Origin of the sequence: Klebsiella sp. RCJ4 (genome assembly GCF_009025755.1) — a bacterium.
GTDB classification, from domain to species: domain Bacteria; phylum Pseudomonadota; class Gammaproteobacteria; order Enterobacterales; family Enterobacteriaceae; genus Klebsiella; species Klebsiella michiganensis.
Map to the genome: position 1 here is coordinate 23,534 of NZ_WCIN01000046.1, position 21,825 is coordinate 45,358.

Sequence of the window (21,825 nt, forward strand, 5' to 3'; positions counted from 1 at the left end):
AGGGCGAGGGGATGTACTGCTTATTTAAAACTCGTGTTATTTATGAGCTCCGGGATTTGCGCACCATATTTTTCGAGGAGATATTCATTATGTTGTGCGGAATTCGCAATGTTACCGCTCAAAAATACCGGCAGAGATTTATTTTCACTCCCCAGGTTCGCTATGATTTCCGCGAACAGGGTGTGCATAATAAACAGCCCGGTCATTGAGGAAACCGGCGCGAACGGCGTTGCATGCTCCGTAAGGGAAAGCACCGCATCACCGATTGGCACCTGGTTATCAATGGCGACATCCACGCAGTCCCGCAGCTTAAGGCCGGCCTTGTGCTTCGATGGCTGGGTCTTGGCATACAGAAAGCTGGTCAGTGCCAGGGTAAATGCCCCGTGCTGTTTTGCCCAGAGTGCTGCATCGACCGGAGCGGGGTTAATCCCGGAAGTTGAGATAACAATCAGCGCATCTTTACTGGTGATCGAGAATTTCGCCAGATGCTCAGCAATATAGTCATTCTGTTTTTCATAATATGATGAGGCCGCCGCCCCCTGATGTAACATTAAAGGTTCGATAAATATTGGCCGAACCGGGGCGATACCTCCGGCACGATAAAATACATCTTCAGCGAAAATATGTGAGTGGCCACAGCCGAAAATATAAATTACACCTCCCTGGTTAATGATTTTTGCCAGTTCCACGGCGGTGGAAGTGATTTTATGGCTTTGCTGTTGAGTAATGTCGTTAAGTTTTTTCTGGACGATATCTAAATAGCTCTGAATCATTGTCATAACCAGTATCCTGACCATTGTGGTTGGTAGACTCGGTATAACGCTTCCATATAGAAGTAATCTCCCCAGAGATTACATTCATCGATGCCTTTACCGAGGGCATAGGCGTAAACACCGTGTTTAAGTAAGCCTTCGCAGACATCATCATCGCGGGCAGACGCGCCGCGCATTAATGCCAGCAGACATTGACGCGCCAGTTTCTGGTAACCGGCATCCGGAAAGTGCTTATGCGCTTCCAGCAGGCCGCAGATCGCAATCGCCAGCGCGGAGCTGTCTTTCGGGGCGTCCGGATCTGCAGCCAGCAGCAGATCCCAGGCGGGAACGCCGTCCTCCGGCAGGTAGCGGAAGAAATACTCGCAGGCCTGCTGCCACCGTTCGTAGTGGTCGGTTTCGCCGGTGGCCGACCAGTGAAGCGGGATGCCGAGAATGGCCCACGCCTGGCCGCGGGCCCAGCAGGAGTTATCGCTGTAGCCCTGAAAGGTTTTCCCGTGCGAAGGCGCACCGCTTGTCTGGTCAAAATAGAAGGTATGGAAAGTGGAGCCGTCTTCGCGAAAAATGTTGTTGATGACCGCCGCATAGTGGCGTTCAGCCACTTCCCGATAACGTGATTCACCGCTGATCTTTGCCGCCACGTGGAGCAGGGGAAGGTTAATCAATGAATCGATAATAAGCCGGTACTCCTGCGGGTCGTTAAGCGTCCCCCAGGCCTGGATAAAACCGGCGCTGTGGTGAAAACGGTTTACCAGCAGATCGGCCGCCGCCAGAATAAGCGGGGTTAGCGCTTCGCGCTCCGTCAGTTTCCAGTACGCGACTGCCGACAGGCTATAAAGGAAGCCGATATCGTGGTGATCGAGGACGTGGTGCGCCGCCAGGCGGGCTTTAAAACTCGCCACGTTGCGTTCAACGCCGTCCAGGTAGGCGCGATCGCCGCTGAACTCCCAGGCCATTGCCTGCATCCCGGTCCAGAATCCGTTGGTCCAGTCGTTATTCTCTTTCAGAACGTAGCGATTATGGATCGTGCAGGCTGAGGGGAATTTCTCGCCGTACAGACCCATGTTACGCGCGATGCGTCGCGCGCACGCCGTCAGCTCATCCCGACAGGCGTCGGGCGTGAGGGCAGGAAAGGGCAGCGGTGTGAGGCGATTCGACAGACTCTCTTTCATGATTTTTCCCTACAGCGTGAATACGCGCTCTTTGTACTGACTCATCAGCATGTCGTTGTATTCTTTACCGCCGGGCAGATTGATGCTGCGCATCACCGGCGGCGCGATACCTTGTTCCAGCAGCATCTCGATGCAGCGGATCACCACGTTATTGATGATGAAGGCCGCAGACAGCGAGGACACCGGACCGGTCATGATGTTGCCGTTATCCATACTTAGCGTGCAGTCACCGGACGGGCAGCCGTTATCGAGAATGACATCGGCATAGTCGCGAATGCTCTCGCTCGTTGGCGTCGACTCACCGGCGTAGCGGGTGATAACCACCAGCTTCAGCCCCCTCTCTTTGACATTGCGTGCCAGCTCAACGTGCAGCGGTTTAGTGCCGGAGTTGGAGATAATCACAAAGCAGTCTGACTCGCGCAGATCGAGCAGCCCGGAGAAGATGTCGCCAATCCCTTTCAGCGAATCAAACCAGCCGGTTGGCCCATAGAACTGGTCAATGGCTTTGGTATTGACCAGGCCGCCCGCACGACCGGCCAGCTCAACCGCCGCGGCAAACGAGTGGCCGGAGCCAAAGCCGTGAATAATGCCGTTGGCTTTGACGCACTCGGCAAACAGCGCCGCCGCCTGCTCAACTTCAGCGCTCTGAGTAAGAAACACCTGATTCAGCGTCGCTAAAACATGCTGATAATACTGCTGCTGATGTGGTGACATCCCTTATCCCTTATCGGCTTTTAAAAACGTGGTGATACAGGCGTTCGGCTCTTCCGGCGTCATCTGCGCCGTCACCGCCACGCCTTTTTCCAGCAGCGCGTTGATGGCCGCGATCTCAGCATCGTTGACGCTGACCGAGCGTTTGATCTGGCGGCGATCGTCTTTGTTGGACATATTGCCGATATTGAGCTGGGGGAGGGCAATTCCGGCGTTCATCAGCTTCAGCGCCAGCTCCGGGGTCTTCAGCAGGATCAGTACGCGCTGACCGTCGTAGTTGCCGGCGAGGATATTGGCGCTGGCTTTCTCAAAAGAGAGAATAGAGGTGTTGCAGCCTTCCGGGGCTGCACTGCGCAGCAGCATTTTCTCTACATCGTTTGCAGCTACGGCGTCGTCAATCACCATAATACGGTTGGCGTTGAAGTGGCTTACCCAGCGGGTGGCCACCTGGCCGTGGATCAGCCGGTCATCGACACGAATATGCACAATACCTTTCATGATAAGTTCCTTAAATCAATGTGTTACTTAACCGAAAATATTCAGGTTGTAGCCGATAATACCTAAAGCAATCAGGACAAAAATGACCCGAGTCGAGTTCATCTTTTTGAGCCCCAGCAGCCACCAGGTGAACCCCACAACCAGCAGCGGAATAAGCCCGGGCATAATCTGGTCGGCAATGCTCTGCAGCTTGAGCGACACCTCGCCGTAGCTGAATTCGAAATTAAGATTCGCCTTCACCACCGAGGGGATAAGCGCCCCGATAACCGTCAGCCCGAGAATATTGGCTGCGCGGGTAATTTTGTTGAGGTTATTGGTCAAAGACCCCAGCAGGTTGACCCCTTCATGATACCCTTTGCTGATGCTAAAGCGCATAAACAGCATGCGAACCAGGGCGAACAGTAGCCAGAGAACAAGCCCCACCGGGTTGCCCTGCAGCGCGAGGTACGAAGCGACAGAACCGATAATGGTGGTCGGAATAACAAAGAACAGCGTATCTCCGATGCCCGCCAGAGGCCCCATCAGACCGGTTTTGATCCCGGCAACCGCATCTTTGCCCGCAAGCCCGGTCTGCTCTTCCAGGGCGATGTTCACCCCGAGGATCCCCGGCGCCATGGTGTTGTTGGTGTTAAAGAACTGGCTGTGTACCTTCGCCGCGTCCTTCTGCTCTTCGGGTTTTGCGTACTTTTTCTCAAGGAACGGATAGATGCTGTACAGATAGCCCAGACCCTGCATTTTTTCGTAGTTCCAGCCTGACTGACCGAACAGGAACCAGCGCCAGAACACGCGTTTTAATACTTTATTCATCGCCCATTGCTCCATTTGCCGGGGATTCGGTAGTTTGCGTTACCTGTTTTTCTGAGTTGAAGACGTAAAGCGCAATTGCCAGACCCAGCAGCGCGGCGCCCAGCACCGGCACTTTCAGATAGGCCGCCAGGAAAAAGCCCAGAATCAGAAACGAGATGTTTTTCTTAATCGGTAAATAGCGCAGCAGGATGGAGATACCCAGCGCAGGCAGTAGGCCACCGGCGACTTTAAGACCGTTCATGATGGACGCGGGGATCCAGGTCACGACGTCATTAACAAAGGTTGCCCCGAGGATCAGCGCCAACAGCACCGGCAGCATACGCGAGAGCGAAATAGGCACCTGGCCCAGCAGGTTCATCCTGGCCGCCGCCTTCACCTGACCCTCTTCAATCAGCCTGTCGGCCTTATGATGTATAAAGGTGTTGCTGAAGCGGGCGAGGATATCCAGCTGTACCATTAAGAGACCAATCGGCACCGCAATGGTGGCGCCAAACGCCGCGCCCTGGCCGCTGATGATCGCGAAAGTGGTACCCAGCACCGCACCGGTCATGTAGTCCGGGATCGACGCGCCGCCGAAGTTACCCACCCCCAGTACCAGCAGGTTCAGGGTGCCGCCGACGATAAGCCCGGTGGTCATATCGCCCATAATGAGACCGGCAAAGAAGCCCGCCATGCTCGGTTTCACTAACCCAAGCGTCGTGTTGTTGCCGTCGTATATCGCCAGCCCTGAATAAAGCGTCAGTAACGCTATCTGCCAGACCGCAATGTGCTCCATTTTTTACTCGTCTCCGTCGTCTGTGTGGGCGGCAAGCGCTGCCTGCTGTAAATGGTAAATACCATCACGCGCCGTAGTTATTATTTCATTCAGCGAGGCTGGCGAGTGACTTTCATCAATTGCCATGGCCATTTCCAGAATTAAATTTAAATTCATCCCAGAGAGCAGGGTGATATTATTCCATAGGTTGTTAGTGACAATAATCTCCATTGCGGAGTTATACGGCGAACCACTTTTTAAATCAGAGAGGATAATAATTTTGGATTTTGCTGCGCTAAGGATGGTGATTTTATCGAGAAGTTCCTGTTTAAATACTGCTATCCCTTTCTCACCATCCAGTTCAACTACATGAAGGTTTGGCTGCGCTCCGAGTATTAATTCTGTGGCCTGTCTGGCACCGCTGGCGAAACCCCCATGTGAGATTAATAATAATTGGTTCATCCTGCCCCCTTATCTGGCGTTCTTATTTCAATATAAAATGATTCTAACCGTTTCCAGGTCTCAATATATTCAATCACCTGACCTTGCTCGTCGTGGGTATAGCGTTTCATCATGATAACGGGCTGGTGAGCCGTGAGCTCAAGGTGCTGCAGGACTTCTGGCGCAGCATCGGTCAGGGCGCAGATGGTCTGCCGATAGGGCATGGTGTACATATCAAGACCATTGTTAACCTTAAAAGCCTCATAAATAGAGCTGAGTGCCGAATTCTTAATCGTCAATTGACTGGCGAAGTAGCGGGCCGGAATATGCGAAATCTGTAATGCATAAGGTTTGTTATTATCAAACTTTAAGCGCGCAATACGATAATATCTTTCATCATCATTTAACCCGAGTTTTTCTTTAATACACGGATCGTTTTCCAGTTCACAGGCGATAACTTTAACCGACTGCATGCCTTTTAAATCGTTATCTGATTCTGAGAAAATAATGTTCTCATTTCGTTTGGCTTTCGAAACAAAAGTGCCTTTACCCTGATAGCGAATCAGGTAGCCTTCATTCACCATTTCGTGAATAGCGCGAATAACCGTGGCGGAACTGACGGAGTAACGCTCTTTTAATTCCGACTCACTGTAGAATTTTTCCCCGGGTTTAAAAGTACCGTTTCTTATTTCATCTAACAGTGCTGCCTTTATCACCTGGTATTTCGTTGACTGTGCCGTTGCTTTCATTGTTTCGCCAGTTTCTGTTTACATTTATTTTATTTCGTAGGCTTACGATACCCGTACCCGATTGTCCGATCAACCTCTCAACTCAACTTAACCGGTTAACCTGTTAAGTTATTTCCTGGACTGTGATGCATTTCGCAATTTCGCCCCGACGGAGGGGGCAGGGGCGAGGAATTTTTGCCGCAGCGGCCGGGCGTGAACGCAAACTGATTGCCGCGCTATTGCGCTGGCGAGCTGAGAAAACGGAGCGCCCGCATTCAACAACCCCGGCCAGTACATCGCGCGGGGTTTTCTTTATACAGGGCGCCATTGTGGTGCTTGCGTGCCCTAACGCAGCTGCGCGCAGGCTTCGGCAATCCGCTGACAGGCCTGCGTCAGCAGCCCATCTTCTACCGCGTAGGCAATACGTAAATACCCCGGCATGCCGAACGCGGACCCGTGTAACACGGCCACCTGAGTGTGTTCTAACAGCCAGTTCGCCAGCCCGCTGTCGTCGCGGAGGGTTTCGCCGGTGGGCGTCACTCGCCCAATGAGCCGCTGGCAGTTGGCAAACACATAGAATGCGCCCTGGGGGATGCCAGCGCTCAGGCCCTCGGTAGCGGCAATCATCCCCAGCACCTGCTGACGGCGTTTATCCAGCGTGTGCAGCCAGCCGTCTAAGAAGTCCGCCGAATGGTTAAGGGCAGCGACCGCCGCAGCCTGCGAAATCGCGCTGGGGTTGGAGGTGCTTTGTGATTGCAGGATCTGCATGGCGGCAATGAGCCACTGCGGCCCACCCGCATAGCCCAGACGCCAGCCGGTCATGGCGTGGCTTTTGGACACGCCGTTCACCGTCAGCGTGCGCGAAACCAGCTGCGGCGCGGCCTGAGCAAACGTGGTGAACGGGGTATTGTCGTAACGCAGCGGCTCATAAATGTCGTCGGCCATCACCAGCACCTGCGGGTAGTCCGCCAGCACGTCTGCCAGCGCGCGTAGCTCCCGCTCGCTGTAAATCGCCCCGGTCGGGTTACCCGGCGAATTGAGGATCAACCAGCGCGTTGACGGGGTGAGGGCGGCGGCCAGTTGTTCTGGCGTCAGCTTCCAGCCGTGTTGTTCATCGCAGGGCACAATCACCGGTTCGCCGTCGGCCAGAGAGACCATATCCGGGTAAGAGACCCAGTAGGGCGCGGGAATAATCACCTGCTGCCCGGCGTCCAGGGTTGCCAGAAAGGCGTTGAAAATAAGCTGTTTGGCGCCGCTCCCGGCGATGATCTCTTCCGGACGGTAGCGCAGCTGATTGTCGCGAGCGAACTTGGCGGCAATGGCCGCCTTGAGCGCTGCGGTGCCGGAAACGGCGGTATACTTAGTCTGGTGATGCACGATAGCTTCAATGCCCGCATAGCTAATATGGGGTGGGGTAGCAAAATCCAGTTCCCCTTCGCCCAGGTTGATAACCTGCTTGCCTGCGGCTTCCAGTACCCGTACCTGGTCAGAAATGGCCGCGGTCGGAGAAGGCCGTACGGATTGCATACGACGGGCGATTTGACTGTTATTCATAAATCCTCTTTTGTATCTAATGATTCAATTAATACAATTAGGTACCCAACATCAGCAGGAAACTCGCCGTGTCACCGATCTTTATTCTCGATAACAGCTCCGCGCCCGCCCGCTACGGTATCACCGCCAGCCTGTGGGCCAATCGTCTTGGGTTGCCCCTCTGGAGCCTTCGCCCCGACTTCGCCGGGGATGTACCCGATAGCCACCAGCACGTCATTCGTGCAGGGTACTGCGTGACCAGCGGCCTCTGGCGCAGCGATACGCTGCGTGAAGAGGTGCGCGATATCGCCCGCCTGCCGTCATCAGACGCCGTCATTGTGCTGGCGTCCTCGCAGGTGCCGCTTATCGCCGACCTGCCGGGCCAGCGGCTTTACAGCGACGACAGCCGCCACCGCCTGACGCTCAGCGATGGGCAACACACGCTGTTAGATCTCACCGCCGACCGCTATGGCCGCTGGGATAGCGGCGTGTCGTCGTCTGCCGGCGGGTCCTTGCGCATCGCGCTGATTGGCCGCGAGGCGGACCACCGTCTGGTCTATCCCGCCACGCTCGGCTCGCTGGGCGATGCCGCGGCGTCGCTGGGGCTGAACCTGGAGGTCCATTTCTTTGCGCCGGCCAGCCTGTCCACGGGATTACACGAGCTTCAGGCCTTCCAGGGCGTGGTGCTGCCAGGCGGTTCCTCGATGGCGGCGGTCAACGGACAAATCCGCGTGGCGGAAGAGACCCTGGCCCGCGGGCAGCCAACGCTGGGGCTGTGCCTGGGAATGCAGAGCATGATGACCGCAGCCGTGCGCCGTAGCCCGGGTTTCGAATCGGCCATTCCCGCGGAAGTCACCCCCGATGAAGCCCTGCACAGCTTTGTTCCCTTTGCCGATGGCCGTCATCGCTGCGGCGTATTCCCTTTTTCCTCCGGGCTTATCCCCGGCCATATCCGCGAAATGCACTACAACCATCGCTACTGCTTTAACCCCGAGTTATTGCCGGCGCTGTCTCCCGGCGGGGTCCGCGTGAGCGCGCAAAGCGACGGTATCGTGGAAGCCGTTTCCCAGCCTGAGCTGCCGTTCTGGCACGGGGTTCAGGGGCATCCGGAACTGATGTCCCGCCCGGATGCGCCCCATCCGCTGTTCGTCGCGTTCCTACAGGCGGCGCTTAACGCGCCAGCGTAACCCCGCTGCGATGGTCGCTGGCAAGCTCCTGCATTACGCGGGTCAGCTCTGCCAGCGCCGCGTCGCCGATCGGTTTTAACGGTGCGCGTACGGTGCCGCCGTTAAAGCCGCGCAGCGCCATCGCCGCTTTCACCAGCTGCGGCTGACCGTGTTTGCGCGCCAGCGCCCGATACGCGTACCACAGCTGATGCAAATCGCGGGCGGTGGCGGCGTCGCCCCGTTCTACGGCGCGGAAGGTATTGACGATCAGCTCCGGCAGCGCGCCGCTGTTGGTCGTGCTGATGCCGTCAAACCCGGCCATCATCGGCCCGAGGAAAGCCAGATCGGAGGCGCAGAACAAACGCAGACGCCCGCGCAGGCGGTTGGCAATCTGATCGATGGCGGTAGGGTTTAGATCGCCCTGTTTGATGCCGACCACGTTCGGGATCTCTGCCAGCCGTTCCAGCAGCGCCGGGGAGAGGGTGATGCCGATGCCCGGCGCGTTGTACACCAGAATGCCGGTTTTGGATAACGGCGCCATCTCATTGAAGTAGCTGACGATCTGTTCGTCAGTGATTTCGCTAACAAAGGGGGCGGTGACCATCGGCAGCCCGCCCAGCTCGCTTGCCAGCCGGGTCAGCTCGCGGGCGTCGCGCGGGGCGGAACTGGCGCTGCACAGCATCACTGCCACGCGGTCGTCCACGCATCCCATCACCTCATGAAACAGCTCGCGGCGTTCTTCGACGGTCATTACCGGAAACTCACCGTAGGTGCCGCCAATCAGCAGGCCGTCATAGCCCAGATCAATCACGCGTTCGATATTTTCACGCAGCGCCGGGAAGTCGATCGCGCCGCTGGCGGTGAACGGGGTGACGGTGATGTTGAAAATGCCGCGCAGGCGTTCACGGCACTCGTTGATATCTTTCATCTTTCTTTCCTTACAGCAGCGTTAATGGGCGAGCCAGGGAACCCAGCTGGCGATATCCGGTTTCAGTCACCACCACGGTTTCGCTGACGCCGACGGTGAATTGACCGTAGATACGCAGGGCCGGCGGGATGTGGAAGGTCATGCCAGGCTGCAGCTCGGTGGTGACGCCGCTGTACAGGCTGAGAATGCCGCCTTCGCCCCAGTCCGGCGCGAAGGCGATACCGATGGAGTAACCGGTGCGTTTTTTGAAGTTTTCGGTGAATCCGGCGCGGTCGATCACCTTCTGGCAGGCCAGGTGCGGCGCTTCGCAGGTGGCGCCCGGACGAATGGCGTCAAGGGCGGCCTGCAGGGCTTCCTGACAAACTTTTTCCATTTCGATGGCGATAGCGGGCGGACGGCCCAGCCAGGCGGAGCGCATCATCGCGGCGTGGTAGCGATCGTGGGCGGCGGACATCTCCAGAAAGACCGGGTCGTTATCCTGCATCACCCGACGTCGCCACGTGCCGTGCGGCACGCCGCTGCGTGGGCCGGTAGAAACCAGCGGTTCCATGCCGACATACTCGGAACCGGCGGCAATAGCGGCCCCCATCATCGCGGAGACCAGCGCGTTTTCGTCCGCGCCGCTGCCAATCGCCGCCATCCCGGCGCGCATGCCCGCATCCACATAGCGCGCCGCGAGGGCGATTTTTTCCACCTCCGCCGCCGATTTCACCGCGCGCAGCGGTTCGATGACGCCCGCGGTATCGGCGATGGTGCCGAGCTTCGCCTGCAGGGCTTCATAGACGGCAATCGGCAGGAACCAGCCGCGTTTGTCCAGCCCAATGCGTTTGTTGAGCCAGCCGCGCTGTTGCAGCATGCCCACCAGAAAATCCACCGGGTTATCGCCATCCTGGTAGATGGCGGCGTCTGAAATAAAGGTGTTGGCGATAAAGTTAAAGTACTCGAGCTGGCGAATCACAAAGACCGGATTCCCTTCTACCGGCAGCAGCAGCGCCTGAAAGGTGTAATAGCCCGGCGTTTGCTGACCGGTAAGCCAGAAAATGTTTTCCGGGCCGGTCACGATCATTACGTCCACGCCCGCGCGGCTTAAGCGTTCGCGGGTACGCTGAATGCGCTGCGCATATTCGTCGGCGCGAAAGGCGGACTCGCTGCCCTGAATCACATTGTTAACATCTTGCATCATTAAACTCCTGGAGTAAGTTGGCCCGCGCGGCATCGAACTGCACGCCCAGACCGGGAGAGTCGTTAACGGCGACCATGCCATTGCGGTATTCCAGCCCGCTGACGGGATCGTCGGTTAATCCATCGGCGCCATACAGTTCGGCGAATGCCGGTTGCACCACGCGGCACAGCTGGAGCGCGGCGGCGGTGGCGGCATGGCCTTCATTCATCTGGCCAATCATGAACGGCACGTCGGCGAGTCGCAGACGGCCGGCGGCGGCAAGCGTCGGAGCAAGCCCCCCCAGTTTCACCAGCTTGAGATGCCCCCACAGCGCACCTTTGGCGGCGATAAGCCGGGTGATGGCCGACTCGCTGTTGAGGCTTTCGTCGAGCATGATCGGGATGCCGTAGCCGTACAGTTCAGCAAGCTGGCTATCGTTTGCCGGGCTTAACGGCTGTTCGATATAGCTGAGATTCAGCTCGCGCAGATAAGGGAACGCCGCGTGAGCCTGCGCCAGCGACCACTGGCCGTTCACGTCAATCGCCAGCGAAATCTGCTGACCAAACCGCAGCCTCAGCTTTTGCAGGCGGGCCAGGTCGGTGGCGAAATCCGCAATCCCCGTGCGTAACTTCAGCTGGGTAAAACCGCGATCGACATAGCGCTGCGCCTGCGCCAGCATCTCTGCTTCGCTGCCCCAGAACAGCGTCTGATTGGTGTGCCAGGCGGGCAGGCCAGCTGGCGCCCCCAGCCAGGCGGCGACGCTGACCCCGTTCTGACGCGCCATTAAATCGTGCAACGCCATATCCAGCGCCATGCGCGACGGCGGCAGCAGCGTGCGGTCCTCCTCGTGCAGCGCGGCAAGTTGCGCCGCGGGCTCCTGGCGCCAGTCCCAACCGTTGAGGCGCTGAAGCAGGTTGTCCAGCACCTGCTCTTCGCGGTAGCCGTGCAGGTAGCGAATGTTGAGACGCACTTCGCCAATCCCCGTCACGCCACGGTCCTCCAGGCGCAACCAGAGGGTGTCGAGCGCCGTCACCGGGCCGGAGGCGGCGGTATGCAGCGTCACGCCGGCGTAATGCAGGTCTCCCCGAAAGAGCTGCGCTTTCATAAATCGGACGCCGGCGGCAGCATGGCGAGCGCAATATCGAGATAGATATCTGCCGCGGCGATAAATTCATCGACGGGGACGAATTCATCGGGCTTGTGGGCCACGGACAGCGAGCCGGGGCCAATCACCACGCCCTTTGCGCCCAGCGAACGGAAATGCACCAGGTCGCAGCCGCCCTGAAAACCAAACGGGCCGGGCTCGCTCTGTCCGTGACGGCGGCAGGCGGCAAGGCTTTGCTCGACAATGGCTTCGCTGCTGTCGGTTTGCGTCGCGCCGCCGGTGGTGGGCTGCCAGGCGATAATTTCCGCTTCCACGTTTGCCTGCGCGTACGCGTGGTCGAGCAGCTGTTGCAGTTCGGCTTTAACAACCTCTTCGTCTTCCCCCGGTACCATGCGGCGATCGAGCAGCAGCTCGCAGCTGTCTGGCACCACGTTGTCCGCATGGCCGCCGTGGATGCGGGTCACCGTCAGGCTGGCGTTGCCGACCAGATCGTGGCAGCGGCAACGCACCTGCTGGTGGTGGGCCTCTTCGATCAGCCCTAAAAGGCGCGCGGACTGGTAAATGGCGTTAACCCCCAGCTCCGGCGTGCCGGAGTGCGCGGTGACGCCTTTTACCCGCACGCGAGGACGCAAGCTGCCTTTGTGAGCCGAGAAGGTCGCATTCGATGTCGGCTCGCCAATCACCGCGAAATCAATCGCCGGCGGAGTGTCGCGTACGTAAAATTTCGCCCCTTCGCTGGCGACCTCTTCATCGGCGGTGAACACGCCCATCAAGGTGCCGGACCAGCGCTGACGGTTGGCGGCCAGCAGACGCAGGGCTTCAACCATCGCCACCAGCGGGCCTTTGGCATCGCAGGCGCCGCGCCCGTACAGGCGGCCATCGCGTTCGCTGAGGGTGAAGGGATCGCTCGCCCAGCCGCTGCCCGCCGGAACGGTGTCGATATGGGTGTTGAAGGCGAAGCACGGTCCCGGTCCATTGTGCAGGACGGCGATAACGTTGGTCCGCCCCGGCGCGTATTCGCTAAAGGAGAGATCGAACCCGGCGGTCAGCAGCCAGCCTTCCAGACATTCGGCGGCTTCACGCTCATGGCCCGGTGGATTTTCCGTATTGATGGCAACCAGCGTCGCTAAATCCTTTTTCATTCGTGCGCTGTCAACCTGGTAACTGGACATAGGAACTCCGTGATTAATGTAATATTTGCGTCAGGAAGCGCTGCGCGCGCTCGCTGACGTGGCCGGCGAAGAAATCACCGGTGCTGGCGCGATCGATAATTTCGCCATCTTCCATAAAAAGAATGTTGTTGGCGGCCCGCCGGGCGAAGCCCATCTCGTGGGTCACCACCATACTGGTCATCCCTTCCGCGCTGAGCTCTGCCATCACTTCCAGCACTTCGCGGATCATCTCCGGGTCGAGAGCTGAGGTGGGTTCGTCGTAGAGCATCAGCTCGGGCTTCATCGCCAGGGCACGGGCAATCGCCACGCGCTGCTGCTGGCCGCCGGAGAGCTCGTCCGGAAAGTGGTCTGCGCGTTCGTTGATGCGCACCTTCGCCAGCAGGTTGTCCGCCAGCGTGCGGGCATCAATGCGGTTCATCCCCAGCACCGTCATTGGGGCCAGCATGATGTTTTCCGCCGCCGTCAGGTGCGAGAACAGCTCGTAGTTCTGGAACACCATGCCAATACGCTGGCGCAGTTTGTGCACCGGCACTTCGCCCCGGCTGATGTGCTGGCTGGCGAAAAAGACGTCGCCGCTGTCGGCAGGTGAGAGCATGTTGACGCAGCGTAGCAGGGTGGATTTTCCCGAGCCTGATGGCCCAATCAGCACCACGGTTTCCCCGCGCTGCACCTCAAGTGAGCAGTTCTTGAGTACGGTCTGGCGACCAAAAGTCTTATCAATGCCGATCATCTCCAGCAGCGGTTTCTCGCTCATGGTTCCTCCCGGGCGATTTTCGGTAATTTAAACAGGCGGGTCAGTCGCTTCTGGCTCTTGCTGCGCCGCTGTTTTGGATCCAGTACGCTTTCAAGCCACGACTGGAAGATCATGAACAGGCTGGTGAGCAGCAGGTAATAGAGACCGGCGGCGCAAAGCGCTTCGAAGTAGCGGAAGCTGGCGCTGGCGGTCTGGTTGGCGACCAGCAGCAGCTCCTGAACGGCGATAACCGACACCAGCGCGCTCGATTTCAGCATGCTGATCATCTGGTTACCCATAGGCGGCAGAACGATGCGTGCGGCCTGAGGCAGCACGATTTTTCGCATGATCTGCCCGTGGGTCATCCCGAGCGCCATGCCGGCGGTGCGCTGGCCGCTTTTTACGGCCTGCAGGCCAGAGCGCAGAATTTCCGCCATGTAGGCGCCTTCATTAAGCGAAAGCGCCAGCACTGCACAGGTAAACGCGGAGAAGCGTAAGCCGAAGCCTGGCAGCACGTTGTAGACAAAGATTATCTGGAACAGCACTGGCGTCCCGCGAAACAGCCACAGGTAGAAAAAGGCCAGCCCTCTCCCGGCGCGAAACGGCGCTTCCTGCAACAGCGCCAACACCAGGCCCAGCACCACGCCACACAACAGTGAGCAGAGGGTAATCAGTAGCGTCATCCACGCACCCTGAACAAACTCGGGTGAGAGGAAGTACTGCCACATTAGTTCGATCGACATAGCTTTCTCCGGTTAATGGCAAAACGGTTTAGAAAAGGGCAACGGAGTCAGGGAAGTTCCACTTCTCAATCAATTGCTTATAGGTGCCATTTTTGACGAGACCCTGGAGACCTTTCTCCAGCAGGGCCCGGGTTTCGGTGTCGCCTTTACGCACGGCAAACGCGATATGGGTATCCGCTTCGAATTCGTCGCCAACCGCGGCAAACATGCCCGCTTTTTCGGTTAACAGGGCGACGGTCCCCGGCGTGGAGAGGAACTCGGCATCGGCGCGGCCCTGGGCGACGGCGACGGCGGAGTCGGTGGCGGCGGGGAAGGTCATGACGTTAATGGCCGGTTTTTTGGCGTCCAGGCAGCGCTGGTTGTCTGCCCGGGCCTGGCTCTCTTCGATCCCGCCGAGCGTCACGGCGATGTTTTTGCCGCAGAGGCTCAGGTCGCGTCCGGTGATTTTTGCCGGGTTACCTTTGCTCACCACCACGCGGCTGCCGATTTTCAGATAGGGCACGAAGTCGACCTGCGCGGCACGGGTCGGATTGACGTACATGGCGGAGTTGATGATATCGAGACGTTTCCCCTGCAGCGCTGGGATAAGCCCTTTGAACTCCATCGGCATCGGCGCAGGCGTCAGCCGGATCTCTTTGCTTAGCGCGTTAATCAGGTCGATATCGAAGCCGGTGAGCTTGCCCTCTTTCACGAACTCAAAAGGCATAAACGTCGCCGCCGTGCCGTAGGTCAGCTTGCCCGGGGCGATGGTTTCCACCGCTGCATGGCTTACCAGCGGAAGTGCGGTCAGCGCGAACATCAAGGTACGCACGCGGCGAAACAGTAAAGAATTGCTGGACATAGTCGTCTCCTGGTTAAGATTCAAATTGAATTTATTGAGTCAATAAATACAATCAAGCGTGTGAAAAAATGTCTCATCCTGGTGCGTATTGCACGCTAATCGTGCAGTCCTTGCTTTGTTTTGCTGCGTTTTGTTGCCCGTGATATTGTATATATCGATCACAACAATGCATTTCAGGGAACCGTTCTCCATGCAGCCTGACTCCACTGCGAGCAGTCGCCGGATCGCCCGGCAAATACTCGACCTGATATCCGAAGCAAAATTCGATCCAGGTCATCATTTACGGGAGCAACATCTTGCCGATGCGCTGGGCGTGTCGCGTACGCCGGTGCGCGCCGGGCTAAAAGAGTTGACCCGAATGGGGGCGGTTGAAGCGCGTCCGAATCAGGGCTTTTTCCTGCTCAAACGCAGCAATGAGCTGGAGCTGCTGGAGATTGAGCAGTCCAAGAGCAATGACCAGAAGCTGTACGAGCAGCTGGTACACGATCGTATTGCGGGTGCGCTGCCGGAATCGTTTACCCAGACCGAAATCAGCCAGCGCTATGATGTCGATCGCGGCGTGCTGACCCGTACGCTGGTGAAGCTATCGGAGGACGGCCTGATTGCCCGTAACGCGGGGCACGGCTGGCGCTTCCTGCAAACCCTCAACTCCGATGTCGCCCTGCGCAACAGCTACGGTTTTCGCCTGATGATTGAACCGACGGCGCTGCTGACGCCCGGCCTGCATGTGGACAGGCAGATGCTTAAACGCCTGCGCGCCCGGCATCTGCGGCTCATCACCCACCCGGACATTACGCAGGTGCCGGCAAAAGAGATTTTCGAAACCGACGCTGAGTTTCACGAGCTGCTGGCAGAAGCCAGCGGCAACCTGTTCGTGTTACAGGCCATTCAGCAACAAAACCGGCTGCGCCGTCTGCTGGAGTTTGGCAGCTATCACAATAAGCGCCGCGTAAAAGCGTGGTGTGAAGAGCATGTTGCCATCATCGATGCTCTGCGAGAGAACAAGCCGGAACTGGCGGCAGAGTTGATGAGAACGCATCTGCAATACGCCTTTGACCAGGTCAATGTTAAAAACGCCCGCGCATAACTGGCATCGCTCTTGCACATATTGCTTCTGAAAATACAATCAGGAGCACTTATGGATTTTCAGATACAACAACGTGTGGCGCTGGTCTGCGGTGCCGGCAGTGGTCTGGGACAGGCTATTGCCCTGTCCCTGGCGCAGGAAGGGGTGAAGGTGGCGGTCACCGGCCGCAGCGCGGAAAAACTGGCGCAAACGGTGGAACGTATCACCTTATTGGGCGGTACTGCCCGCGCCTGGCGGTTGGATCTCGCCGCCCCGGAGCAGTTTGATCGAGTGATTGCCGATATCCGCGAGCGGTGGGGCGATATCGATATTCTGGTTAACAACTCCGGTGGTCCGCCGCCCGCACCGGCGCAGGGGACGGATGGCGCAGTCTGGCAACAGCAGTTTTCAGTCATGGTCGCCTCGTTGATTCAGCTCACCGATAAACTCCTGCCCGCCATGCGCAGCCGCGGCTGGGGACGCATTATTACCACCACTTCATCCGGCGTGATAACCCCCATTCCCGGACTCGCCCTGTCGAACGCGCTGCGCATGAGCCTGCTCGGCTGGTCGAAAACCCTCGCCAGCGAAGTGGCTGGCGACGGCGTGACGGTGAATGTGATGGTGCCAGGGCGCATCGCGACCGACCGCGTCAGCCAGCTGGATGCTCTCAAGGCGCAACGGGAAAACAGCAGTGCGGAAGCGGTCGCCGAAAAGAGTCGTCAGAGCATTCCGGCCGGGCGCTATGGCGAACCGCAGGAGTACGGCGCCGTCGCTGCGTTTCTGGCAAGCCAGCCTGCCAGCTACATTACCGGCGCGGTGATTCGGGTTGATGGGGGATTGATCGGCGCGATTTAGCCAGCGAGAGTGCGCCATGCCAGCCGGTTCGCATCGGGCTGGCATGACTGCCTATCAGCCGCTCCGAATTGTTTATTTTGCAGGCAACGAAATCCATTACTGCAAATTTAACCAGCAGGCATTGGGATCGGGTCTGAAAACGATAACTTTTCTGATTAAACTTTTATTCTTCCTGCGTTGTTAAAGTGGAATGGTTCACCATAAATAATGCGCAAAGCGCGAGCAGTACGGCCCCGCCGGTAAGTAGCCACCCGGCGTGGTGAAACGCGGCTAAGCTCCCCCGGGTATGGGCAAATCTGACGTAGCAGGCGGTCACCAGCGCCGCGCCCGCCATCGCCCCAACGCGCTGGAGGATATTCAGAACAGGTGCGGCATCAGCGACGTGACGGCTGCCAGCCATAGCCAGGCCCGCAGCCATCGCGGGCACCGTTGCCAGGGCTAAACCGAACCCTCTGACCGCTATTGCGCCCCCCACAAGCGTATAGCGACTTCCCGCATCAATCATTGCCAGTGGCAATGTGGCAAATGCCGCGAGTAAACCGCCAATGATAAGCACCGTTCGTGGCCCCAGCTTATCGGAGAAGTAGCCGGCCACCGGAAATCCTATCGCCGAGCCGATTAACTGAGGGGTGAGAAGCAGGCCCACTTCAGCAAGCGTTACATGGCAAACGTCGCGGAAATATAAAGGAAGCAGGAACTGACCGCCAAAATTCACCGCGCCGCCGATAGCCATCAATACGGCAGATAAAGTGAAACCCCGATGCTTGAAAAGCTCGAGATGCAGTAAGGGGGACTCAATGCGCAAAGAGCGATAAATAAACAAGCAGGTGAACAGGGCGCCCACGCTGAGCATGATGACGTTCCAGCCATATTTACCACTATTCAGGCTGAGCTCTTTCATGCCTTCCATCAGCATCGGCAGGCTGCAGAAGACCAGCGCCAGTCCCAGCCAGTCCAGGGAGAGGGGCCTGTCAGTTTTTATTGTCGGACGGGGAAGCAGCTTCCATCCGGCCAGACAGGCGCACAGACAGAACGGCACCGTGATCCAAAATAACCCTCGCCATCCGCAGATTTCAAGCAGGACCGCGCCCAGCGATGTTCCCAGCAAGGGAGCAATGACGATCGCCACGCCAATCGTGCCAATCACCCGCCCCAGACGTTCGCGTCCGACGACCAGACCAAGGATCGTTTGCCCTGCCGGTACGAGTAATCCCCCTGCCAGGCCTTGCATAACTCTTGCGGCAAGCAGCACCTCAAAACGCGGGGAAAGGGCGCAAACTGCCGAAAAAATCGCAAATAAAATAAGGCCATAGAGCCAAAGCTGCGTAGCGCCAAACCGCCTGGCCGCCCATGCGCTAAGTGGAACGCCTGCCGCAAGGGCCATAAGATACGCCGTTGCTATCCATTGTATTGCCGTGTCCGTCACGCCAAGGCCGGCGGCCATCGCGGGCAGCGCCGCGCTCAGCATCAGAGGAGCAGTCCCGCTCGGGCGATGATGGTAAGCAAATTTTATCAAAGACATCGCCAGGAAGTCCCTCTATCGAATCGCTGGTTTATCCCCATCCGGATACTGCGTTCGAATTCGGTCTGTCGTTGATAATGAAAGGGTTATTAGTGCCCTGAGCTTCACGCTGTGCCGGTGACAACATGATGTGCATACCTTACGCAAAAACTATCTTGATAAAACCGGCAGCATTCAGAAGGGGAGGCGACATGTTTATTTCCGAAACAGTGATAGCCGTCATCATTGACTGGATCGACAATAACTTACATAAACCACTGCGTATAGAACAGATAGCCCGTTATTCAGGGTATTCCAAATGGTACCTGCAGCGTTTGTTCTTGCAATATAGAGGCGAGAGCCTCGGGCGCTATATCCGTAATAAAAAACTGGACTCAGCGGCCCGCGATTTACGCGAGACCGATGAGAATATTTACAGTATTGGTTTGCGCTACGGCTATGGCTCGCAGCAAACATTCACCCGATTATTTACGCGTCATTTTCATTTGCCGCCCGGTGAATATCGCAAGAAAAACAAAACAGCCTGTTACGTACCGGGTAAGGCTGAATCTTAATCTCCTTTCCGATAGCCCTGGCAAAGCCGCCGCAGAAAAATCGATGCGAAGAGATTTATCAAAAAATAGAAAAACAGACGGCGCCGAAAAGACAAAACCTCCTGTTCTTTGAGTAAACATGGGGAACGGCGCGGAAAACGCCGCGCCTGGTGAGTTATCAGGAGGTTGCTGGACAGCAGAGCGATTAATGGTAGGCGGGAAGCCAGCTGCCGTGTGCTTCAATAAGATCGTCGCACAGATTGCGGATGTCATCGATCGACAGCTCTGCGGAAGTATGCGGGTCGAGCAGGGCGGCATGGTAGATGGCTTCGCGTTTGCGCGTCACCGCCGCTTCGATGGTCAACAGCTGAGTATTGATGTTGGTCCGGTTCAGCGCTGCCAGCTGCTCCGGCAAATTGCCGACGTAGCACGGCGTGACGCCCTGGCCATCGACCAGGCAAGGGACTTCGACGCAGGCCTCGGAAGGTAAGTTGGTAATCAGGCCGGTGTTGAGCACGTTACCGCCAATTTTGTAAGGCCGATCGGTTTCCATCGCTTCGATGATGTAAGACGCGTATTCATGGGTACGGCTGTGGGTCAGGCTGGTGTCATGGGTCAGCGCCACTTTCTGCTGCTGCCATTGGTCAATCTGTTCAATACACCGGCGCGGATATTCATCCAGCGGGATATTGAAGCGTTCAATCAGCTCCGGGTAGCTGCGTTTGATCCAGTAAGGCATGTATTCGGCGTTGTGCTCTGACGATTCGGTGACGTAATAGCCGAAAGTTTTCATGATTTCATGGCGCACCATATCATCATGCCTGCCCTGCAGGGCGCTGGCCCGGCGCTTGATTTCCGGGTACAAATCCTCGCCGTGACGGCGAATGTCCAGCAGCCAGGCCATGTGATTAATACCCGCGATATGAAATTGCACGTCGTCGGTTGGCATATCCACGCTTTTCAACAGCGTTTCAGCACATACCTGAACGCTGTGGCACAGTCCTACCGTTTTCACTTCCGTATGGCGCAGCATGGCGCCGGTTATCGTGGCCATCGGGTTGGTGTAGTTCAGCAGCCAGGCGTCCGGGCATACGGCTTCAATATCCCGTGCGAAATCAAACAGCACGGGTAGGGTGCGCAGCGCGCGGAAGATACCACCAATGCCCAGGGTATCGGCAATAGTCTGCTGCAGACCATATTTTTTCGCGATCGTGAAATCGGTGATGGTACACGGATCGTAGCCGCCAACCTGAATAGCATTCACCACGTAATTGGCGTTTTTCAACGCCGCGCGGCGGTTCTCAACGCCAAGGTAGGCGGCGATCTTCGCTCTGCCCGTATTGGTATTGCGGTTGATATTATTCAACATGACGAGGGATTCATTGAGACGGGCGCTGTCGATGTCGTACAGTGCAATCTCCACCTCTTTCAACGCCGGCGTCGTCATAATGTCGCCGAGTACGTTCCTGGCGAAAATGGTGCTGCCTGCGCCCATAAATGTCACTTTAATCATGGTATTTCTCCGTTCCTGCTGTTTTCACCAGGCAGAATGTACGCTGCGGAATGAACAGGAAATATGGCTAAATGTGATATTGGTATGGCGAAAAATGATGTCGCTATGAAAGTGTGAGCCAGCTCCGAATCTGGCTGAAACGCGGTGACTTTACTGCAGGCATCTCTGATAACGTGGGTGAAAAAGAGAGAGCGCGACTGATGCACAAGACTTTTACCCTTAATCATACCGACAATATCGAATTGAATTTGTACCAGTACGGCGAGGAGAATTGTCATAAGGGACACCGCTTTGGCCCCGCAGTCCGCCAGCATTATCTATTTCATTATGTGATAAGTGGAACCGGCACATTTTACAGTGAGTTTGGCGCTTTTCCTGTCGGCGCCGGGGAGGGGTTTCTGATTCATCCCCATGAGGTGACAACCTACTGCGCTGATAATAGGGATCCGTGGCATTATATGTGGCTTGAGGTCGATGGCCTGATTGCCGCCAGAATTTTCGAGGAGTGTCATCTTAGTCGGCAATCTCCGGTTTATCGCCCCAACCTGAATAAAGACGACTCCAGCTCCTCTGGCTACCTGCGGCAAATTGTCGAACATGGCGATGAACATCCGCTGAAGGTGCAGGGATTGTGCTATCTCTTCTTTTCTTCGCTAATCAGCAATACGCCCGGCGAAAAGGCTTCTCTCCCTGATGATAAAACCCGGCATCTGCAAAGGGCGATCAAAAAAATTGAAAATCGCTACCACGAACATCTGACGGTTGATAGCCTGGCCGCCTATTGCAATATCAATCGCAGCTACCTCTGCCGGTTGTTCAAAGGCGCCTACGGTATAGGTCCTAAGGAATACTTGCTAAATTTTCGTATGAACATCGCAGTAAGCCTGCTGAAAAACAGCGCTACGGCGATTAAAGTCGTGGGTATTTCCGTAGGCTATGAAAATCAGCTGCATTTTTCTAAAGCCTTCAGGAAGCTGTACGGCGTATCTCCGGCTAAATGGCGGCAAAAATACCTTTCTGAACAGCAGGCGCTGAGATGACGTTCAGCGCTTATTCTCATCGGCGGTGA

The 21,825-nt window shown here is 57.0% G+C and carries 23 protein-coding genes; 5 read left to right on the plus strand and 18 right to left on the minus strand.

From position 1 onward, the window contains the following. Window positions 1–20: 20 nt before the first annotated feature. The 9 genes from F8562_RS25940 to F8562_RS25980 all read right to left on the minus strand — a co-directional run bounded on the left by F8562_RS25940 (window position 21) and on the right by F8562_RS25980 (window position 7,435). Window positions 21–779 (minus strand): SIS domain-containing protein, encoded by a 759-nt coding sequence (locus F8562_RS25940; RefSeq protein WP_014837992.1) that lies wholly within the window; start codon window positions 777–779, stop codon window positions 21–23. Continuing rightward, window positions 776–1,942, minus strand: a complete 1,167-nt coding sequence (locus tag F8562_RS25945; protein ID WP_014837993.1) for a glycoside hydrolase family 88 protein — start codon at window positions 1,940–1,942, stop codon at window positions 776–778. Before F8562_RS25945 ends, F8562_RS25940 begins: the two co-directional genes overlap by 4 nt. 9 nt (window positions 1,943–1,951) lie before the next feature. Next, window positions 1,952–2,656: a sugar isomerase domain-containing protein gene (locus tag F8562_RS25950; protein ID WP_014837994.1), complete on the minus strand. Its 705-nt coding sequence runs from the start codon at window positions 2,654–2,656 to the stop codon at window positions 1,952–1,954. 3 nt (window positions 2,657–2,659) lie between these two features. Beyond that, on the minus strand, window positions 2,660–3,151 hold the full coding sequence (locus F8562_RS25955; RefSeq protein ID WP_014837995.1) for a PTS sugar transporter subunit IIB: 492 nt from the start codon (window positions 3,149–3,151) through the stop codon (window positions 2,660–2,662). Window positions 3,152–3,178: 27 nt separating this feature from the next. Beyond that, window positions 3,179–3,958, minus strand: coding sequence for a PTS system mannose/fructose/sorbose family transporter subunit IID (locus tag F8562_RS25960; RefSeq protein ID WP_014837996.1), 780 nt, complete (start codon window positions 3,956–3,958; stop codon window positions 3,179–3,181). Beyond that, window positions 3,951–4,733: a PTS mannose/fructose/sorbose/N-acetylgalactosamine transporter subunit IIC gene (locus F8562_RS25965; RefSeq protein WP_014228687.1), complete on the minus strand. Its 783-nt coding sequence runs from the start codon at window positions 4,731–4,733 to the stop codon at window positions 3,951–3,953. Before F8562_RS25965 ends, F8562_RS25960 begins: the two co-directional genes overlap by 8 nt. 3 nt (window positions 4,734–4,736) lie before the next feature. After that, complete coding sequence (locus tag F8562_RS25970; protein ID WP_014228688.1) at window positions 4,737–5,174, minus strand: PTS sugar transporter subunit IIA; 438 nt, start codon at window positions 5,172–5,174, stop codon at window positions 4,737–4,739. After that, the gene (locus F8562_RS25975) at window positions 5,171–5,902 is read right to left on the minus strand and encodes a GntR family transcriptional regulator (protein WP_014837997.1); all 732 of its coding nucleotides are present in this window, start codon (window positions 5,900–5,902) and stop codon (window positions 5,171–5,173) included. The genes F8562_RS25970 and F8562_RS25975 overlap by 4 nt, the downstream gene beginning before the upstream one ends. Window positions 5,903–6,226: 324 nt before the next feature. Continuing rightward, window positions 6,227–7,435 carry a pyridoxal phosphate-dependent aminotransferase gene (locus tag F8562_RS25980; protein WP_014837999.1) on the minus strand — a complete coding sequence of 403 codons (1,209 nt, stop codon included), beginning with the start codon at window positions 7,433–7,435 and terminating at the stop codon, window positions 6,227–6,229. A 68-nt stretch (window positions 7,436–7,503) separates the two neighbouring features. Between F8562_RS25980 and F8562_RS25985 the strand changes: the two genes are divergently transcribed. Then, window positions 7,504–8,601, plus strand: coding sequence for a glutamine amidotransferase-related protein (locus tag F8562_RS25985; RefSeq protein ID WP_094909507.1), 1,098 nt, complete (start codon window positions 7,504–7,506; stop codon window positions 8,599–8,601). On the opposite strand, the gene F8562_RS25990 is transcribed toward F8562_RS25985, so the two are convergent. From F8562_RS25990 to F8562_RS26020, 7 genes are read right to left on the minus strand one after another with little or no spacing between them, the layout of a single operon-like run. Next, the gene (locus F8562_RS25990; protein WP_014838001.1) at window positions 8,585–9,508 is read right to left on the minus strand and encodes a dihydrodipicolinate synthase family protein; all 924 of its coding nucleotides are present in this window, start codon (window positions 9,506–9,508) and stop codon (window positions 8,585–8,587) included. The genes F8562_RS25985 and F8562_RS25990 overlap by 17 nt on opposite strands. Before the next feature lie 10 nt (window positions 9,509–9,518). Then, entirely contained in the window at window positions 9,519–10,688 is a 1,170-nt protein-coding gene (locus F8562_RS25995; RefSeq protein ID WP_032693370.1) for a M24 family metallopeptidase, read from the minus strand. After that, window positions 10,675–11,775: a mandelate racemase/muconate lactonizing enzyme family protein gene (locus F8562_RS26000; protein WP_014838003.1), complete on the minus strand. Its 1,101-nt coding sequence runs from the start codon at window positions 11,773–11,775 to the stop codon at window positions 10,675–10,677. The genes F8562_RS25995 and F8562_RS26000 overlap by 14 nt, the downstream gene beginning before the upstream one ends. Beyond that, complete coding sequence (locus F8562_RS26005; protein WP_032693371.1) at window positions 11,772–12,947, minus strand: M20 family metallopeptidase; 1,176 nt, start codon at window positions 12,945–12,947, stop codon at window positions 11,772–11,774. Before F8562_RS26005 ends, F8562_RS26000 begins: the two co-directional genes overlap by 4 nt. A gap of 13 nt (window positions 12,948–12,960) precedes the next feature. Continuing rightward, window positions 12,961–13,701: an amino acid ABC transporter ATP-binding protein gene (locus F8562_RS26010; protein ID WP_004849580.1), complete on the minus strand. Its 741-nt coding sequence runs from the start codon at window positions 13,699–13,701 to the stop codon at window positions 12,961–12,963. Next, window positions 13,698–14,423 carry an amino acid ABC transporter permease gene (locus tag F8562_RS26015; protein ID WP_025106181.1) on the minus strand — a complete coding sequence of 242 codons (726 nt, stop codon included), beginning with the start codon at window positions 14,421–14,423 and terminating at the stop codon, window positions 13,698–13,700. The genes F8562_RS26010 and F8562_RS26015 overlap by 4 nt, the downstream gene beginning before the upstream one ends. A gap of 28 nt (window positions 14,424–14,451) precedes the next feature. Further along, window positions 14,452–15,264 (minus strand): ABC transporter substrate-binding protein, encoded by an 813-nt coding sequence (locus tag F8562_RS26020; RefSeq protein ID WP_014228697.1) that lies wholly within the window; start codon window positions 15,262–15,264, stop codon window positions 14,452–14,454. A 190-nt stretch (window positions 15,265–15,454) separates the two neighbouring features. Here F8562_RS26020 and F8562_RS26025 point away from each other — a divergent pair, with 190 nt between their 5' ends. Together F8562_RS26025 and F8562_RS26030 are read left to right on the plus strand one after the other, a co-directional pair. Further along, on the plus strand, window positions 15,455–16,351 hold the full coding sequence (locus F8562_RS26025) for a GntR family transcriptional regulator (RefSeq protein WP_014838004.1): 897 nt from the start codon (window positions 15,455–15,457) through the stop codon (window positions 16,349–16,351). A 51-nt stretch (window positions 16,352–16,402) separates the two neighbouring features. Beyond that, entirely contained in the window at window positions 16,403–17,188 is a 786-nt protein-coding gene (locus tag F8562_RS26030) for an SDR family oxidoreductase (RefSeq protein ID WP_014838005.1), read from the plus strand. Window positions 17,189–17,351: 163 nt separating this feature from the next. Here F8562_RS26030 and F8562_RS26035 read toward each other — a convergent pair whose 3' ends face one another. Beyond that, window positions 17,352–18,710 carry a DHA2 family efflux MFS transporter permease subunit gene (locus F8562_RS26035; protein ID WP_049824820.1) on the minus strand — a complete coding sequence of 453 codons (1,359 nt, stop codon included), beginning with the start codon at window positions 18,708–18,710 and terminating at the stop codon, window positions 17,352–17,354. 191 nt (window positions 18,711–18,901) lie between these two features. Here F8562_RS26035 and F8562_RS26045 point away from each other — a divergent pair, with 191 nt between their 5' ends. After that, entirely contained in the window at window positions 18,902–19,264 is a 363-nt protein-coding gene (locus tag F8562_RS26045; RefSeq protein WP_014838008.1) for a RamA family antibiotic efflux transcriptional regulator, read from the plus strand. 184 nt (window positions 19,265–19,448) lie between these two features. Here F8562_RS26045 and F8562_RS26050 read toward each other — a convergent pair whose 3' ends face one another. Then, window positions 19,449–20,756 (minus strand): alpha-glucosidase/alpha-galactosidase, encoded by a 1,308-nt coding sequence (locus tag F8562_RS26050; protein ID WP_014838009.1) that lies wholly within the window; start codon window positions 20,754–20,756, stop codon window positions 19,449–19,451. 200 nt (window positions 20,757–20,956) lie between these two features. Here F8562_RS26050 and F8562_RS26055 point away from each other — a divergent pair, with 200 nt between their 5' ends. Next, a complete protein-coding gene (locus tag F8562_RS26055) occupies window positions 20,957–21,796 on the plus strand; it encodes an AraC family transcriptional regulator (protein WP_038423462.1) in 840 nt (279 codons plus the stop codon). Window positions 21,797–21,825 lie beyond the last annotated feature (29 nt).

Excerpts from the sequence above, each read along its gene's own strand:
- F8562_RS25940 (WP_014837992.1), bottom strand. The coding sequence starts at position 779 with ATGACAATGATTCAGAGCTATTTAGATATCGTCCAGAAAAAACTTAAC.
- F8562_RS25945 (WP_014837993.1), bottom strand. The coding sequence starts at position 1,942 with ATGAAAGAGAGTCTGTCGAATCGCCTCACACCGCTGCCCTTTCCTGCC.
- F8562_RS25950 (WP_014837994.1), bottom strand. The coding sequence starts at position 2,656 with ATGTCACCACATCAGCAGCAGTATTATCAGCATGTTTTAGCGACGCTG.
- F8562_RS25955 (WP_014837995.1), bottom strand. The coding sequence starts at position 3,151 with ATGAAAGGTATTGTGCATATTCGTGTCGATGACCGGCTGATCCACGGC.
- F8562_RS25960 (WP_014837996.1), bottom strand. The coding sequence starts at position 3,958 with ATGAATAAAGTATTAAAACGCGTGTTCTGGCGCTGGTTCCTGTTCGGT.
- F8562_RS25965 (WP_014228687.1), bottom strand. The coding sequence starts at position 4,733 with ATGGAGCACATTGCGGTCTGGCAGATAGCGTTACTGACGCTTTATTCA.
- F8562_RS25970 (WP_014228688.1), bottom strand. The coding sequence starts at position 5,174 with ATGAACCAATTATTATTAATCTCACATGGGGGTTTCGCCAGCGGTGCC.
- F8562_RS25975 (WP_014837997.1), bottom strand. The coding sequence starts at position 5,902 with ATGAAAGCAACGGCACAGTCAACGAAATACCAGGTGATAAAGGCAGCA.
- F8562_RS25980 (WP_014837999.1), bottom strand. The coding sequence starts at position 7,435 with ATGAATAACAGTCAAATCGCCCGTCGTATGCAATCCGTACGGCCTTCT.
- F8562_RS25990 (WP_014838001.1), bottom strand. The coding sequence starts at position 9,508 with ATGAAAGATATCAACGAGTGCCGTGAACGCCTGCGCGGCATTTTCAAC.
- F8562_RS25995 (WP_032693370.1), bottom strand. The coding sequence starts at position 10,688 with ATGCAAGATGTTAACAATGTGATTCAGGGCAGCGAGTCCGCCTTTCGC.
- F8562_RS26000 (WP_014838003.1), bottom strand. The coding sequence starts at position 11,775 with ATGAAAGCGCAGCTCTTTCGGGGAGACCTGCATTACGCCGGCGTGACG.
- F8562_RS26005 (WP_032693371.1), bottom strand. The coding sequence starts at position 12,947 with ATGTCCAGTTACCAGGTTGACAGCGCACGAATGAAAAAGGATTTAGCG.
- F8562_RS26010 (WP_004849580.1), bottom strand. The coding sequence starts at position 13,701 with ATGAGCGAGAAACCGCTGCTGGAGATGATCGGCATTGATAAGACTTTT.
- F8562_RS26015 (WP_025106181.1), bottom strand. The coding sequence starts at position 14,423 with ATGTCGATCGAACTAATGTGGCAGTACTTCCTCTCACCCGAGTTTGTT.
- F8562_RS26020 (WP_014228697.1), bottom strand. The coding sequence starts at position 15,264 with ATGTCCAGCAATTCTTTACTGTTTCGCCGCGTGCGTACCTTGATGTTC.
- F8562_RS26025 (WP_014838004.1), top strand. The coding sequence starts at position 15,455 with ATGCAGCCTGACTCCACTGCGAGCAGTCGCCGGATCGCCCGGCAAATA.
- F8562_RS26030 (WP_014838005.1), top strand. The coding sequence starts at position 16,403 with ATGGATTTTCAGATACAACAACGTGTGGCGCTGGTCTGCGGTGCCGGC.
- F8562_RS26035 (WP_049824820.1), bottom strand. The coding sequence starts at position 18,710 with ATGTCTTTGATAAAATTTGCTTACCATCATCGCCCGAGCGGGACTGCT.
- F8562_RS26045 (WP_014838008.1), top strand. The coding sequence starts at position 18,902 with ATGTTTATTTCCGAAACAGTGATAGCCGTCATCATTGACTGGATCGAC.
- F8562_RS26050 (WP_014838009.1), bottom strand. The coding sequence starts at position 20,756 with ATGATTAAAGTGACATTTATGGGCGCAGGCAGCACCATTTTCGCCAGG.
- F8562_RS26055 (WP_038423462.1), top strand. The coding sequence starts at position 20,957 with ATGCACAAGACTTTTACCCTTAATCATACCGACAATATCGAATTGAAT.